Genomic DNA, 13,131 nt, shown 5'->3' on the forward strand with positions numbered 1-13,131 from the left:
TTCCTTAACCGGGTGGGGGGTCAGACCGTCGCCTGCGAGGGCGCGGGCTCGGCCGCCGGGGCCGGGATCGTGGCCGTGAGGTCCTCGGTCACCGCACCCGCCGGCGGCGGGGTGACGGCGGCCATCGCCGTGGTGACGACACCGGCCGGCTCCTCGGTCTCGTTGACGTTGGTGTGGTCGACGACCTCACGCCGGGACAGCTTCCAGATCGTGGCGCTGGAGCCGATCAGGAAGACCGCGACGAGCGCCGTGCCCCAGTCACCGAGGCCGGTGACGTACTCGGCGAGCGCGCCGACCAGTGCGGCGGCCGGCAGCGTCAGACCCCACGCGACGAACATCCGGGTGGCCGTCGACCAGCGGACGACGCCGCCCTTGCGGCCGAGGCCGGCACCCATCACCGCGCCGGAGACGGAGTGCGTGGTGGAGAGGGAGAAGCCGAGGTGCGAGGAGGCCAGGATGACCGTGGCCGCACTGGTCTGGGCGGCGAAGCCCTGCTGCGGCTGGAGGTCGGTCAGGCCCTTGCCCATGGTGCGGATGATGCGCCAGCCGCCGAGGTAGGTGCCGAGCGCGATCGCCATGCCCGCGGAGAGGATGACCCACATGGGCGGGTCGGAGTCGGGGGCGAGGGTGCCGCCGGCGACCAGGGCGAGGGTGATGATGCCCATGGTCTTCTGCGCGTCGTTGGTGCCGTGGGCCAGGGAGACCAGGCCGGCGGAGGCGATCTGGCCGGCGCGGTAGCCCTTCTCGGACGCCTTGCCGTCGGCCTTCTTGCCGAGGGAGTACGTCAGCTTCGTACCGAGCATCGCGGCGATGCCCGCGACCAGCGGGGCGGCGATGGCCGGGATCAGAACCTTGGTGACGAGCGCGTCGCCGTGGACCGCGCCGAAGCCGGCCGAGGCGATGGTGGCGCCGATCAGACCGCCCATGAGGGCGTGCGAGGAGCTGGAGGGAAGTCCGACCAGCCAGGTCAGCAGGTTCCAGAGGATCGCGCCCACCAGGGCGGCGAATATGACCTCGGGACGTATGCCGGTCTCGTCGACGAGACCCTTGGAGATCGTGTTGGCGACCTCCACGGAGAGGAAGGCACCCACAAGGTTGAGGACGGCGGACATGGCCACCGCGACCTTGGGCTTGAGCGCACCGGTCGAGATGGTCGTGGCCATCGCGTTGGCGGTGTCGTGAAAACCGTTCGTGAAATCGAACGCGAGTGCGGTTACCACCACAATCGCGAGGATCAGCGAGAAGTTTTCCATTTACCCAGGCAATCGTTCGAGGTCATTGGCTGGACGAACGTAGGTAACCTGGATGAACGGAAGGTGAACTGAGACGGGCCGCACGGTGTCCGGATGAGGGGGTTGCTCCTCCACTCGGTCCGCGCGGCCGCGCACGGCCCAGGCGCCCCAAGGGTTAGGAGCCTCGGGCAAACTTCCTGAGCTGGGTCATCGACCCGTTGAAGAGATTCTGGTCACCCGGCAGGCTGCCGCTGCCGTTGTCGTACTGCCAGAAGGTCCACATCCCCCAGCCGGCCGGCAGGGTGCCCGCGCTCGTCGAGTTGTAGCGGGCGATCCACAGCGCGTGGTCGGACGCGAAGGCGCCGCTGCCGCCGGTGCAGGTGTTCCACCAGTGGGTGGTCGTGTAGATCACCGGGTGGCGGCCGGTCAGCCGCTGCACCTCGTTGCTGAACGACCTGATCCACTTGACCATCTTCGTCCTGCTCAGGCCGTAGCACTTGTGCTTCTTGTCGTACGGGTTGTACTCGATGTCGAGAGCGGGCGGCAGAGTCCAGCCGTCCGCGCTCCAGCCGCCGCCGTTGCGCACGAAGTGCTGCGCCTGGGTCCTGCCCGACGACTTGTTCGGCAGCGCGAAGTGGTAGGCCCCGCGGACCAGGCCCGCGTTGCGGGAGCCGTTGTACTGCTGGTTGAAGTACGGGTTGCGGTAGGTGTGGGACTCGGTCGCCTTGACGTAGACGAACCTGGCGCCCTTGGACTTCGCCCGCTGCCAGTCGACGTTCTTCTGATGGGACGAGACGTCATGACCCTTGGGCTTGCCGGCTGCCGCGGCCGGAGTCTCGACCAGGGCGGTTGCCCCAAGGGTGAGCGCCGCCACGGAGACCGCGATCAAGCGGGAACGGTGACGGGACGGTTTGCGATCACGAGCCATATTTCCCCCCGGAATGGCGACGTGCACGACAAATCCCCCAGAGAGTACTGGAAGGTGAAGGAATGCTCGTCGATCTCCGGCCAAGCGCCTGGAGAGGGTGATATCTGCGGATATGCGCTCTTCCGGAGGTCCGGCTTCCGTCCTAAAGTGCCCTCGCCCGAGGGCCGTTCGGGGGCGGGCCTGGCAGGATCGCCGCATGGCTGAGCAGCGAGGGGACCGGCGGGACGCGGGGGATGCGCGGGAGCACGCACAGGAAGTGCGGGAGCCGTGGCGAAGGAGTGTGCGCCCCGAGGAGGCGCGCGCCTGGGAGGAGCTCGTCGCTACGGCCCGCCGGACCGTGTCCGACGGACTGGTCGTCGGCACCTCCGGCAATGTCTCGGTGCGCGTCGGCGACACGGTCCTGGTCACACCGTCGGGAGTGCCCTACGACCGGCTCGCACCGGAGGACGTGACCGGCGTCGATCTGGCGGGCCGTCAGGTGCTCGGCACGCTCCGGCCCACCAGCGAACTGCCCATGCATCTGGCCGTCTACGGCGCCACCGACGCCCGGGCCGTCGTCCACACCCACGCCGTGCACGCCACGGCCGTCTCCACCCTCGTCCCCGAGCTGCCGGCGATCCACTACATGACCGGCGCCCTCGGCGGCCCCGTCCGAGTCGCCCGTTATGCGACCTACGGCACGGAGGAGTTGGCCGAGAACATGCTGCGGGCCCTCGCCGGCCGCACCGCCTGCCTCCTCCAGAACCACGGCACGATCGCCCACGGCGCGACCCTCTCCCAGGCCTACGACCGGACGGCCCAGCTGGAGTGGATGTGCCACGTCTGGCTCACGGCGTCCTCCGTCCCGGGCCTGTCCCCGTCACTGCTGTCCGAGAACCAGCTGACAGAGGCGGGCGAGAAGCTGCGGGGATACGGCCAGCGGGGCTGACCCCTTGCGCCACAGCGTTGCGCCACCCCACGCCACCCCGGCGGCGCCGGGCCGTCTCCCGTCTTCGCCGTCACCCCCGCCGGCCCTCCCACTGGCCGGTGGCCGGGTCCGCCAGGACACTGGATCCGTGCGCACAGTCAAAGCGACGGCCGCTGCCGTCACCGTGGCCCTCGCCGCCGGCGCAGCCAGCGTTGCCGCCGGCCGGTTCGCCAGCGACGCCGCGCTCAAGGTGCCGGCGGGCCGGCCACTGCCCGGCGAACCCCGGCTCACCGTGCACGGCACGGCCGCGGGCCAGGTCACGCTCACCCGCGACCTGGCCGCCCTGCGCCCCGGCACCTACGGCCTCGCCGGCGACGGCTCCCACGCGGTCGTCGGCCCCGTCCTCGGCACGGCGACCCACACCGCCGACACCGTCGTACGCCGCCTGGAACGCGTCACGCACGGCAGCCTCGCCCCCGGCGACCGCGTCTGGTTCACCCCGAACCTCTACGTCGGCAACCCGGACAGCGCCCTCGGCCTGGACCACGCCGACGTCGACATCCCCGGCGAACTCGGCCCGCTGCCCGCATGGTTCGTGCCCGGGACCCGCACCACCTGGGTCATCGCCGTGCACGGCCTCGGCGCCACCCGCGAACTCGCCATGAACCTCATGGGGTTCCTCACCGACCGCCACTTCCCGGTGCTCGCCCTCGCCTACCGCGGCGACCTCGGCGCACCCCGCTCCCCGGACGGCCTGAACCACCTCGGCGAGACCGAGTGGCGCGACCTGGACGCGGCGATCCGCTACGCCGTCCGCTACGGCGCCGAACAGGTCGTCCTGCTCGGCTGGTCCACCGGCGCGACGATGGCCCTGCGCGCCGCCGCACACTCCGGCCTGCGCGACCGTGTCTCGGGCCTCGTCCTGGACTCCCCGGTCCTCAGCTGGGAGACCACACTGCGGGCCCTGGCCACCGCCCGCCGCGCCCCGGGCCCCCTGCTCCCGCTCGCGGTCCGCGCCGCACAGGGCCGCACCGGCCTCTACGGCGAGCACGCCGCCCCCGACGGCCTCCCCGACCGGCTCACCGTGCCGACCCTGATCTTCCACGGCCCCGACGACACGGTCGCCCCCTGGGCCCTCTCCCGCCGCCTGGCCGACGCCCGCTCCCGACTGGTCTCCCTGCACACGGTCAAGCACGCCCCGCACGGAGCCATGTGGAACGCCGACCCCAGGGCCTACGAGGAGTCCCTGCGCCGATTCCTGACCCCCCTCATGTGAGCTTCCCTCCCGCCCCGGTCCCATAGGTTCCGTTTAACCCCGTACGACTGGCCTGTTATCGGTTCCCGGCCGTCCGCGGAACCCCGTGCGTTGGCCATCCCCGTCGCCCCTCGTGACATTCCGTTTGGGTTTTCGGACCGTCAACCGGAAGACTGCACCCGTGACGTCCCGTATCCCGCGCGACTCCAGGCTTCGACTCGTCCGCCCGCGACCCCTGGCCGCCGCCCCCAGAGCTGTGAACCAGCGGCGCCCGCGCCGCCCCGCACCCCGCCCCCCGGAGGGCACGCCGGCCCCCGCGGAACTGGCCGGAATGGCGCGCTCCGGCCTGGCCGCCGCGGCCCGTGTCGCCCGCTGGGCCGACGCCGCCCTGCGCCCCGGCCGCGACGGCGCGAGCGCCGACGGCAAGGGCACCCTCTCCGACGCGACCGCCGAACGGGCAGCCGCCGACCTGGGTCTGACCACGGCTCAGGTTCGCGCCGACTGGGACACCGCACGCCTCGCCGGTCTGATCGAGGTGCACGGCGACAGCGCCCGCCCCGGCTGGCGGCTGCGCGCCTGGAACCGCGACGACAGCGCCGTACTGCGCGGCTGGGTCGCCCTCTTCGACGCCTGGTCGCTCGCCCATCCGGAGCCCGCCGACCACGAGCCCGCCGGCGTCGCCGAGGTCGTCTCGGCCATGCCCCAGGTGCTCTCCTTCCTCCAGCTGTCCGCCGGACCCGTGCCCGTGGCGCAACTCCTCGACCTGCTGGAGCAGCGAGTCACCGAACTGCGCACCGAGCGCTGCGAGATCCCATACGGGCCGCAGCCCGAGCCCGTTCAGGGAGCGGCGGAAGCGGAGACCGAGGACACCCCCCTCGCCCCCCTCCTCGACTGGGCCCTGCACGCCCTCGCCTCCGTCGGCGCCCTGACCTACGGCGACGGCCAGGCCACGCTCACCCCGCTCGGAAACTGGGCGGTCTGGGTCAAGCTGGAGCAGATCTGCGTCGCCGCGCAGAGCCCCGCCGGGAACATCGAGCAGGCCGCCGAGGGCATGCTCCGCGGCTGCGCCCAGCTCCGCCCCAACGCCGCCCGCGCCGAGTACCGCGCCTGGCTCGCCGCCCGCCCTGTCGGCAGCGCCGTCACCGAGCTGATCAACGCCGCCCGCGGCGAGGACGCCCTGCTGCGGGGACTCGCCTTCGAGGCGCTGCGCGTCGTCGGTGCGCCCGCCGAGCCCGACGTACGTGCCGTCGTCGACGACGGCACGCTGCGGCCGTACGCCCTGCTGTGGCTGGCCGAGCACGACGGGATCGACCCCGAGGACGCCCACGAGGTGCTCACCCGGGAAGAGGCCACCTGGCTCTGGGTCGACACCGCCGCCGCGGTCGCCGACCACGGCGAGGCCCCCATGCTCGTCCGGCACCTGGAGTCCGCGGTGCAGCCGACCGTGCCCGCCCTCCTGGACGAGGTCCGCGCCGTCGGCCACCCGCGCACGGTGCAGGTCCTGGTGGCGCTCGCCGCGGCCCACCCCGACCCGGCCCTGGCCAAGGCGGTACGCCGCGCCGCCTTCCAGGTGCACACGGGCGGGATCTAGCCGCCGATCTCCGGCGCGTACGTGCCGAAGCTCCAGATGTTGCCCTCGGCGTCCCGGGCCATGTAGTCCCGGGAGCCGTAGTCCTGGTCCGTCGGGGGCATCAGGATCTCCACGCCGTGCTCCACGGCGCGCCGGTGATGTGCGTCGACGTCGTCCACGACGACGTACACCCCCGCGGGGCCCGCGCCCTTCATCGCCGTGTCGAAGACGCCGCCGCGGCCCTTGGAACCGAGCATGATCGCGCCGTTGCCCTGGGCCAGCTCGGCGTGGAACACCGAGCCGTCCTCGCCCTCGTACACCGTCAGTTCGGTGAACCCCAAGGCCTCCGTGAGCTGCTTGATCGCCGCCCGCGCGTCCGCGTACAACAGCGTCGGGCAGATGCTGGGGCGCCCGCCGTCCGTCCCTGCCATGCCGATCACTCCCTCGTGGTCAACTGCCGGAATTCCCACCTGTCGCCAGTCTTGCAGCCGCCACTGACAACGCCCCGGCGTCTCAGCGGAAGGTGTGCACCGTGCCATGTCGCCGGTCTCGAAGCCCTCGTACCGCGTTGCTGTTCGCCCCCGTCCGCCCGTCCTGCGACCGGCTCAGGGTCCCCGTCAGGTCCTGCACATGGTGCCCGTACTCGTGCGCCACCGCGTACGCCTGCGCGAACGGCCGGCCGGAGGCACCGAATTTCACGCCGGAACGTGCCGTGCGTCACGAGGGACGACGCTCCCCGTCTCCCGGCCCCGCGGGGGGACGGCCCGGACGTCCCAGCTCATCGCGGTGGACGACGTGGGCCGGATCACCCCGCACCACAGGCCCCCCGGCGGCGAGGCCCCCGGCGGCCGAAAACTGCTTGCACGCCCCCGTTAGACTGGCCGCATGGCCATTCTCCTCGCGCATTAGACGGCGGGAACGTCCTCAGCCGCCCATCCCGCCACCAACCCGCCCTGGAGTCTGTCCGTGATCTCCGCCTCCGGTATCGAGCTGCGCGCCGGTGCGCGCGTCCTTATCGAGTCCGCCACCTTCCGTGTCGCCAAGGGCGACCGCATCGGCCTGGTCGGCCGCAACGGCGCCGGCAAGACCACCCTCACCAAGTGCCTGGCCGGCGAGGGCATCCCCGCCGGCGGCACCATCACCCGCTCCGGCGAGGTCGGCTATCTGCCGCAGGACCCGCGCACCGGCGACCTCGACGTGCTCGCCCGCGACCGCATCCTGTCCGCGCGCGGCCTGGACGTCCTGATCCGCAAGATGCGCGACAACGAGCAGCGCATCGCCAACGGCCAGGGCGCCACCCGCGAGAAGGCGCTCAAGCAGTACGAGCGCCAGGAGACGGAGTTCCTCACCAAGGGCGGTTACGCCGCCGAGGCCGAGGCCGCCACCATCGCCGCCGCGCTCAACCTCCCCGACCGGGTGCTGGGCCAGCCCCTGCACACGCTCTCCGGCGGTCAGCGCCGCCGTATCGAGCTGGCCCGGATCCTGTTCTCGGACGCGGACACGCTGCTGCTCGACGAGCCGACGAACCACCTCGACGCCGACTCGATCATCTGGCTGCGCGACTACCTCAAGACCTACCGCGGCGGCTTCATCGTCATCAGCCACGACGTCGACCTGGTCGAGACGGTCGTCAACAAGGTCTTCTACCTGGACGCCAACCGCTCCCAGATCGACGTCTACAACATGGGCTGGAAGCTCTACCAGCAGCAGCGCGAGGCCGACGAGAAGCGCCGCAAGCGCGAGCGGCAGAACGCCGAGAAGAAGGCCGCGGCCCTTCACTCGCAGGCCGACAAGATGCGCGCCAAGGCCACCAAGACGGTCGCCGCGCAGAACATGGCCAGGCGGGCCGACAAGCTGCTCGCCGGCCTCGAAGCGGTGCGGGTGCAGGACAAGGTCGCCAAGCTCCGCTTCCCCGAGCCCGCGCCCTGCGGCAAGACCCCGCTGACCGCCGAGGGCCTGTCGAAGTCGTACGGCTCGCTGGAGATCTTCACCGATGTGGACCTGGCCATCGACAAGGGGTCGAGGGTGGTCATCCTCGGTCTCAACGGCGCCGGAAAGACCACCCTGTTGAGGCTCCTGGCGGGCGTCGAGCAGCCCGACACCGGCGGGGTCGTCCCCGGCCACGGCCTGAAGATCGGCTACTACGCCCAGGAGCACGAGACCCTGGACGCCGACCGCACGGTCCTGGAGAACATGCGCTCGGCGGCGCCCGACATGGACCTCGTCGAGGTCCGCAAGGTGCTGGGCTCGTTCCTGTTCTCCGGCGACGACGTGGACAAGCCGGCCCGTGTCCTGTCGGGTGGCGAGAAGACCCGGCTGGCGCTGGCCACCCTGGTGGTCAGCTCGGCGAACGTGCTGCTCCTAGACGAGCCGACCAACAACCTCGACCCCGCCAGCCGCGAGGAGATCCTCGGCGCGCTGCGCACCTACAAGGGCGCGGTCGTCCTGGTCACCCACGACGAGGGTGCCGTCGAGGCGCTCCAGCCGGAGCGGATCATTCTGCTGCCGGACGGCGTCGAGGACCTGTGGGGCGCGGACTACGCGGATCTCGTCGCCCTGGCTTGATCGAATGGTTGATCCACTGCGTATGGATCATTCGGCCGATCCGTGATCCATCATCTGTGTGAGATCTCCTCGTACCGGCGTGCGTCCTACATCCATTTCACGGCCGAGCCCTTTGTCGACAAGGGCTCGGCCGTGGTGCGTCCCTGACCTGGCACTTCGTGAAAGAACCCGTTCGGCGGTACGGATGCGACTGTGCGGAACCCTTGATTCCGCATGTGCGGACCTGCTCCTGTCGTCAAAACCGTGTCTTACGGACCTTGCCGAATGGGTGGCCATGAAGCCCCGGAGGGGTGATCATGAGGGGACCAGAGCGCACTTCCCATGAGGAGGCACGGGTGGCCGAGACTCTGAAGAAGGGCAGCCGGGTTACCGGCGCCGCGCGCGACAAGCTCGCGGCAGACCTGAAGAAGAAGTACGACTCCGGTGCGAGCATCCGGGCGCTGGCCGAAGAGACCGGCCGCTCGTATGGCTTCGTACACCGGATGCTCAGCGAGTCGGGCGTCACGCTTCGTGGGCGTGGCGGGGCGACGCGGGGCAAGAAGGCCGCATCGTCCTGAGCCCGGGCGGCCCATCGGCTTCGATGGTGGCCACCCGGTCGGTCCGCTGATCGGCCGGGTGGTTACTGTGCAGTCACTTAGCTGACCGCACAGCATCGGAGGCACCCATGGCTTCGCTCGACCCGGTACTCGACAAGGACGGCGTACGGCTCACCGTTGACGACGCCATCGCCACGGTGACGCTGACCAACCCCGACAAGCGCAACGCGCAGAGCCCCGCTCTGTGGCGGGCGCTGACCGAGGCCGGTCGGCTGCTGCCCGGAAGCGTCCGGGTGGTCGTGCTGCGTGCCGAGGGCAAGTCCTTCTCGGCCGGGCTCGACCGGCAGGCGTTCACGCCGGAGGGCTTCGACGGCGAGCCGTCGTTCATCGATCTCGCGCGCGGCAGCGACGCCGACCTCGATGCGACCATCGCCGAGTACCAGGAGGCGTTCACCTGGTGGCGGCGTAGCGACCTCGTGTCCATCGCCGCCGTGCAGGGGCATGCCATCGGGGCGGGCTTCCAACTCGCAATCGCCTGTGACCTGCGCGTCGTCGCGGACGACGTGCAGTTCGCCATGCGCGAGACCAGCCTCGGCCTGGTGCCGGACCTGACGGGCACGCACCCCCTGGTCGGACTCGTCGGATACGCCCGGGCGCTGGAGATCTGCGCCACCGGGCGCTTCGTCATGGCCGAGGAGGCCGTGAACACCGGCCTGGTGAACGTCGCCGTGCCCGCGGACCAGCTCGACGACGCGGTACGGGACCTCAGCGGCGCCCTCCTGGCCGCGCCGCGCGACGCCGTCATCGAGACCAAGGCCCTGCTGCGCGGCGCGTCGGACCGCACGTACGAGGACCAGCGCGTCGCCGAGCGCGCGGCCCAGGCGCGCCGTCTGCGGGACCTGGCCGGCCTGGGGGAGTGAACACCCACCCCTGAGCACTCACTCGACGGCGGTCACCAGTACGGCCACCGTCGGGTGATCCGGCAGCGCCTTCGTCACCTTCGCGCGGACCGCACGGGCCACCACCACGGCCCGGTGGTCCGCGTCCACCGCGATCTCCACTCGCACATGACGGCCCGGCAGGGCGGCACCCCGGCCGCCCCGCTCCTCGATGTGCACCGGCCGGGCCAGTCCGCCCAGCGCCCCCGTCAGCCCGACCACGCCCGGAACCCCGAGCGCGGCCTTGGCGACGCGGGCCTCGTCGGCGTCCGCGGGCTTCCCGGCCCGCCGCGGCTCCTGCGGCCGTACCGGAACGGCCTCCGCAGCCTCCTCCAGCAGGGCCGTCACCTGTAGATCCACGTCCGTGACCGTCAGCCCCAGCCCCCGGTCCGCCGCGTCCGCGAGCGCCTCCCGCAGCTGGGCGGCCGTCGTCGGCAGCGGCTCCGCCGCAGTCGCCGCGAAGTCCGCCGTCACCCGCAAGGGCCCGGGCGGCAGCGCGCTCGGCGGCGGCGGTACGACGGGTTCGTGCGCGTCCGACGGGTCGGTGAGCGCGATCCGCAGCGCATCCAGCCGTACCCCTGGCACACCGTCCGCCGCCCGGCGCAGCACCCCCGCGGCCGCCCACTCGGAGATCCAGGCACCGTCACGCGGCCCGCCCAGCGGCAGCAGCCTGCCGAGCCCCAGCTGATGCCGCACAGTCCGCGTCCATCCGTCTGCCGTCATTCCTCCAGCCTGCCGCATCCCTGGGGCGCGACGGAGCAACCGCACTTACCGTGGTCGAAGGACGACGAACCGAAAGGGACGTACGGCGATGAGTGACACGACACAGAAGCCCGAGGCCGAGCAGGAGCCGGCCGTACCCACCCGCAAGGCCGTCAGGCGCGGTGGCGGCGACCCGGCGACCCGGGGCCGGACCACCATCGCCGACGGCGTCGTGGAGAAGATCGCCGGCCTGGCCGCGCGCGACGTCGTCGGCGTGCACACGATGGGCAGCGGGCTCAGCCGCACCTTCGGCGCGGTGCGGGACCGGGTGCCGGGCGGCTCGAAGTCCGTCACCCGCGGTGTGAAGGCCGAGGTCGGCGAGGTGCAGACCGCGCTCGACCTGGAGATCGTCGTCGACTACGGCGTGTCCATCGCCGACGTGGCGCGGGCCGTGCGGGAGAACGTCGTCTCGGCGGTGGAGCGGATGACCGGCCTGGAGGTCGTCGAGGTCAACATCGCGGTGAGCGACGTGAAGCTGCCCGAGGAAGAGGAAGAGGAAGCCGAACCCCGGATCCAGTGACCCGGTGAGGGGAGCGCACCATGAGCATGGCCGTTGTCGGCATGATCGCCGGCATGGCACTGGGCTTCGCCGGATACTTCGGCGGGTTCGGCGCCTTTCTGCTGGTGGCTGCCCTGGGCGCCATCGGTTTCGTCGTCGGCCGGTTCCTGGAGGGGGACCTGGAGCCGGGCGACTTCTTCCGCACCCGCGGCGACCGGAACGACCGGCGGTGACCTAGGTGACCGTCGATCCCGGTGCCCTCCGCAGACCCCTGACCGTCGTTCCGCCCGGTGAGCGCGGAGCCACCCGGATCGCCGACCGCGTCGTGGCGAAGATCGCCTCCCAGGCGGCCCGCGAGGCCCTCGCCCCCCTGCCCGCCGAGGTGTCACCCCCGCACGCCAACGTGGTCGTCCACCATGAAACGGCCCGCGTCCGCGTCCACCTCGAACTCGACTACCCCACCGACATCGGCGCCCGCTGCGCCGCCGTGCGTCGCCATGTCACCGAACGGGTAGGCGCGTTGGTGGGCATGGAGGTGCCGGAGGTCGCCGTACAGGTCGAGCGGCTGCACCCGGCGCACGTGGCACAGGGGAGGACGCGATGAGCGAGCCCCAGGGCTCCGACGGCACCACACAATGGCTGCCGGTCGTTGAACAGGCGGCCGGTACGGACACGCTCGACCAGTCCGCTTCGGCCGCGGCCTACGACCCCCCGCCCGTACTCGAAGGGGAGGGCGGCTCGAACGGCCGCTTCTGGTCGGCCCGCCGCGTCCCGGCCGCCCTCGTCGCGCTGCTGCTCCTGGCCGTCGCCGGCCTGTTCCTGTACGACATCGCCGCCGTGCGCGCCGACCGGCCCGCCATGGCCTGGCGCCGTGACCTGGCCCGGCAGCTCGCCGAACGGCCCCTGGACGACACCTGGGTGCTCGTCGGCGCCGGTGTCGCCGCGGCCCTCGGCCTGTGGCTGATCGTCCTGGCCACCACCCCCGGCCTGCGCTCCCTGCTGCCGATGCGCCGCACCCACCCCGACGTACGCGCCGGGCTCGACCGGGACGCCGCCGCCCTGGTGCTGCGCGACCGGGCCATGGAGATCGCCGGTGTGCAGTCGGTGCGGGTGCGCATGGGGCGGGCCCGCGCCGACGTCCGCGCGCTCTCCCACTTCCGCGACCTGGACGACGTACGCGCCGACCTGGACGCCACGCTCGCCGACGCGATCCGCGGACTGGGCCTGAGCCGGCCGCCCGCGCTGTCGGTGCATGTGCGGCGGCCCGGAAAGAAGGGGTGAGCACGGTGCTGAGGACCGTCAACCGGGTGCTGCTCGGCATCATCGGCCTGGTGCTGCTCGTCATCGGCGGCGCGGTGCTCGCGGTGGGGCTCGGGGCCCCGGCTCCCTCGTGGTGGATCCACGACGGCCGGGACGACGTGCTGCTCAACGACTCCGAGCGGACGCGCTGGGAGGGCGACGGCTGGTGGTGGCCTACCGTCCTCGCCGTACTGGCCGCCCTCGTCCTGCTCGCCCTGTGGTGGCTGACCGCGGTCCTGCGCCGCCGCCGGCTCTCCGAGGTCCTGGTCGACACCGGCGACGGCGAGGGCGCGCTGCTGCGGGGCCGGGCTCTGGAGGGCGTACTCGCGGGTGAGGCGGCCGGGATGGACGGAGTGCAGCGGGCACAGGCCCGGCTGACCGGCCGGCGGGCGGCCCCCGAGGTCCGCGTACGCCTCCTGCTGGAACCGCATGTGGACCCCGGGACGGCACTGACTGACCTCACGGACCAGGCCCTGACCCACGCCCGCCAGTCGGCGGGCCTGGAGTCACTACCGGCAGAGGTCAGGCTGAAGGGCGCCAAGCACCGTGCAGAAAGGGTCAGTTGAAGCGCCCTCAGGGGCGCGGGGCTGTGTCGATATGCGGCTCCGCCGCGTGGGCGCGATCAGCCCCCGCACACCCG

15 protein-coding genes and 1 pseudogene are annotated in these 13,131 nt (G+C 72.0%); 11 read left to right on the forward strand and 5 right to left on the reverse strand.

Annotated elements, in window-relative coordinates; all coding sequences use genetic code 11:
* Window positions 1-20 precede the first annotated feature (20 nt).
* Together AB0Q90_RS09320 and AB0Q90_RS09325 are read right to left on the reverse strand one after the other, a co-directional pair.
* Window positions 21-1,253 (reverse strand): inorganic phosphate transporter, encoded by a 1,233-nt coding sequence (locus tag AB0Q90_RS09320; protein WP_363164803.1) that lies wholly within the window; start codon window positions 1,251-1,253, stop codon window positions 21-23.
* Between the two features lie 154 nt (window positions 1,254-1,407).
* Window positions 1,408-2,160 carry a lysozyme gene (locus AB0Q90_RS09325; RefSeq protein ID WP_363164802.1) on the reverse strand — a complete coding sequence of 251 codons (753 nt, stop codon included), beginning with the start codon at window positions 2,158-2,160 and terminating at the stop codon, window positions 1,408-1,410.
* 196 nt (window positions 2,161-2,356) lie between these two features.
* Here AB0Q90_RS09325 and AB0Q90_RS09330 point away from each other — a divergent pair, with 196 nt between their 5' ends.
* From AB0Q90_RS09330 to AB0Q90_RS09340, 3 genes are all read left to right on the forward strand, one after another.
* Window positions 2,357-3,088, forward strand: coding sequence for a class II aldolase/adducin family protein (locus AB0Q90_RS09330; protein ID WP_363164801.1), 732 nt, complete (start codon window positions 2,357-2,359; stop codon window positions 3,086-3,088).
* A gap of 127 nt (window positions 3,089-3,215) precedes the next feature.
* Window positions 3,216-4,343: an alpha/beta fold hydrolase gene (locus tag AB0Q90_RS09335; RefSeq protein ID WP_363164800.1), complete on the forward strand. Its 1,128-nt coding sequence runs from the start codon at window positions 3,216-3,218 to the stop codon at window positions 4,341-4,343.
* A 160-nt stretch (window positions 4,344-4,503) separates the two neighbouring features.
* Complete coding sequence (locus AB0Q90_RS09340; RefSeq protein WP_363164799.1) at window positions 4,504-5,913, forward strand: hypothetical protein; 1,410 nt, start codon at window positions 4,504-4,506, stop codon at window positions 5,911-5,913.
* On the opposite strand, the gene AB0Q90_RS09345 is transcribed toward AB0Q90_RS09340, so the two are convergent.
* A complete protein-coding gene (locus tag AB0Q90_RS09345) occupies window positions 5,910-6,323 on the reverse strand; it encodes a VOC family protein (protein WP_363164798.1) in 414 nt (137 codons plus the stop codon). The two genes, AB0Q90_RS09340 and AB0Q90_RS09345, sit on opposite strands and share 4 nt — an antisense overlap.
* 127 nt (window positions 6,324-6,450) lie before the next feature.
* A pseudogene (locus tag AB0Q90_RS09350) lies at window positions 6,451-6,588 on the reverse strand (neutral zinc metallopeptidase); the annotation flags it as partial.
* A 270-nt stretch (window positions 6,589-6,858) separates the two neighbouring features.
* On the opposite strand from AB0Q90_RS09350, the gene AB0Q90_RS09355 reads away from it, so the two are divergent.
* The 3 genes from AB0Q90_RS09355 to AB0Q90_RS09365 all read left to right on the forward strand — a co-directional run bounded on the left by AB0Q90_RS09355 (window position 6,859) and on the right by AB0Q90_RS09365 (window position 9,913).
* Entirely contained in the window at window positions 6,859-8,457 is a 1,599-nt protein-coding gene (locus tag AB0Q90_RS09355; RefSeq protein ID WP_363164797.1) for an ABC-F family ATP-binding cassette domain-containing protein, read from the forward strand.
* 335 nt (window positions 8,458-8,792) lie between these two features.
* Window positions 8,793-9,014 carry a helix-turn-helix domain-containing protein gene (locus tag AB0Q90_RS09360; RefSeq protein ID WP_004002281.1) on the forward strand — a complete coding sequence of 74 codons (222 nt, stop codon included), beginning with the start codon at window positions 8,793-8,795 and terminating at the stop codon, window positions 9,012-9,014.
* A 107-nt stretch (window positions 9,015-9,121) separates the two neighbouring features.
* A complete protein-coding gene (locus AB0Q90_RS09365) occupies window positions 9,122-9,913 on the forward strand; it encodes an enoyl-CoA hydratase/isomerase family protein (protein ID WP_363164796.1) in 792 nt (263 codons plus the stop codon).
* An 18-nt stretch (window positions 9,914-9,931) separates the two neighbouring features.
* On the opposite strand, the gene AB0Q90_RS09370 is transcribed toward AB0Q90_RS09365, so the two are convergent.
* Complete coding sequence (locus AB0Q90_RS09370; RefSeq protein ID WP_363164795.1) at window positions 9,932-10,654, reverse strand: nucleopolyhedrovirus P10 family protein; 723 nt, start codon at window positions 10,652-10,654, stop codon at window positions 9,932-9,934.
* 88 nt (window positions 10,655-10,742) lie between these two features.
* On the opposite strand from AB0Q90_RS09370, the gene AB0Q90_RS09375 reads away from it, so the two are divergent.
* From AB0Q90_RS09375 to amaP, 5 genes are read left to right on the forward strand one after another with little or no spacing between them, the layout of a single operon-like run.
* Complete coding sequence (locus AB0Q90_RS09375) at window positions 10,743-11,213, forward strand: Asp23/Gls24 family envelope stress response protein (protein ID WP_363164794.1); 471 nt, start codon at window positions 10,743-10,745, stop codon at window positions 11,211-11,213.
* Between the two features lie 20 nt (window positions 11,214-11,233).
* The gene (locus AB0Q90_RS09380) at window positions 11,234-11,425 is read left to right on the forward strand and encodes a hypothetical protein (RefSeq protein ID WP_363164793.1); all 192 of its coding nucleotides are present in this window, start codon (window positions 11,234-11,236) and stop codon (window positions 11,423-11,425) included.
* A gap of 5 nt (window positions 11,426-11,430) precedes the next feature.
* Complete coding sequence (locus AB0Q90_RS09385; protein WP_363164792.1) at window positions 11,431-11,796, forward strand: hypothetical protein; 366 nt, start codon at window positions 11,431-11,433, stop codon at window positions 11,794-11,796.
* The gene (locus tag AB0Q90_RS09390; RefSeq protein WP_363164791.1) at window positions 11,793-12,473 is read left to right on the forward strand and encodes a DUF6286 domain-containing protein; all 681 of its coding nucleotides are present in this window, start codon (window positions 11,793-11,795) and stop codon (window positions 12,471-12,473) included. Before AB0Q90_RS09385 ends, AB0Q90_RS09390 begins: the two co-directional genes overlap by 4 nt.
* On the forward strand, window positions 12,470-13,057 hold the full coding sequence (gene amaP, locus AB0Q90_RS09395) for an alkaline shock response membrane anchor protein AmaP (protein ID WP_363164790.1): 588 nt from the start codon (window positions 12,470-12,472) through the stop codon (window positions 13,055-13,057). Before AB0Q90_RS09390 ends, amaP begins: the two co-directional genes overlap by 4 nt.
* Window positions 13,058-13,131 lie beyond the last annotated feature (74 nt).

This window comes from Streptomyces sp. NPDC079141 (assembly GCF_040686775.1).
In the GTDB taxonomy this organism is placed as follows: Bacteria; Actinomycetota; Actinomycetes; order Streptomycetales; family Streptomycetaceae; genus Streptomyces.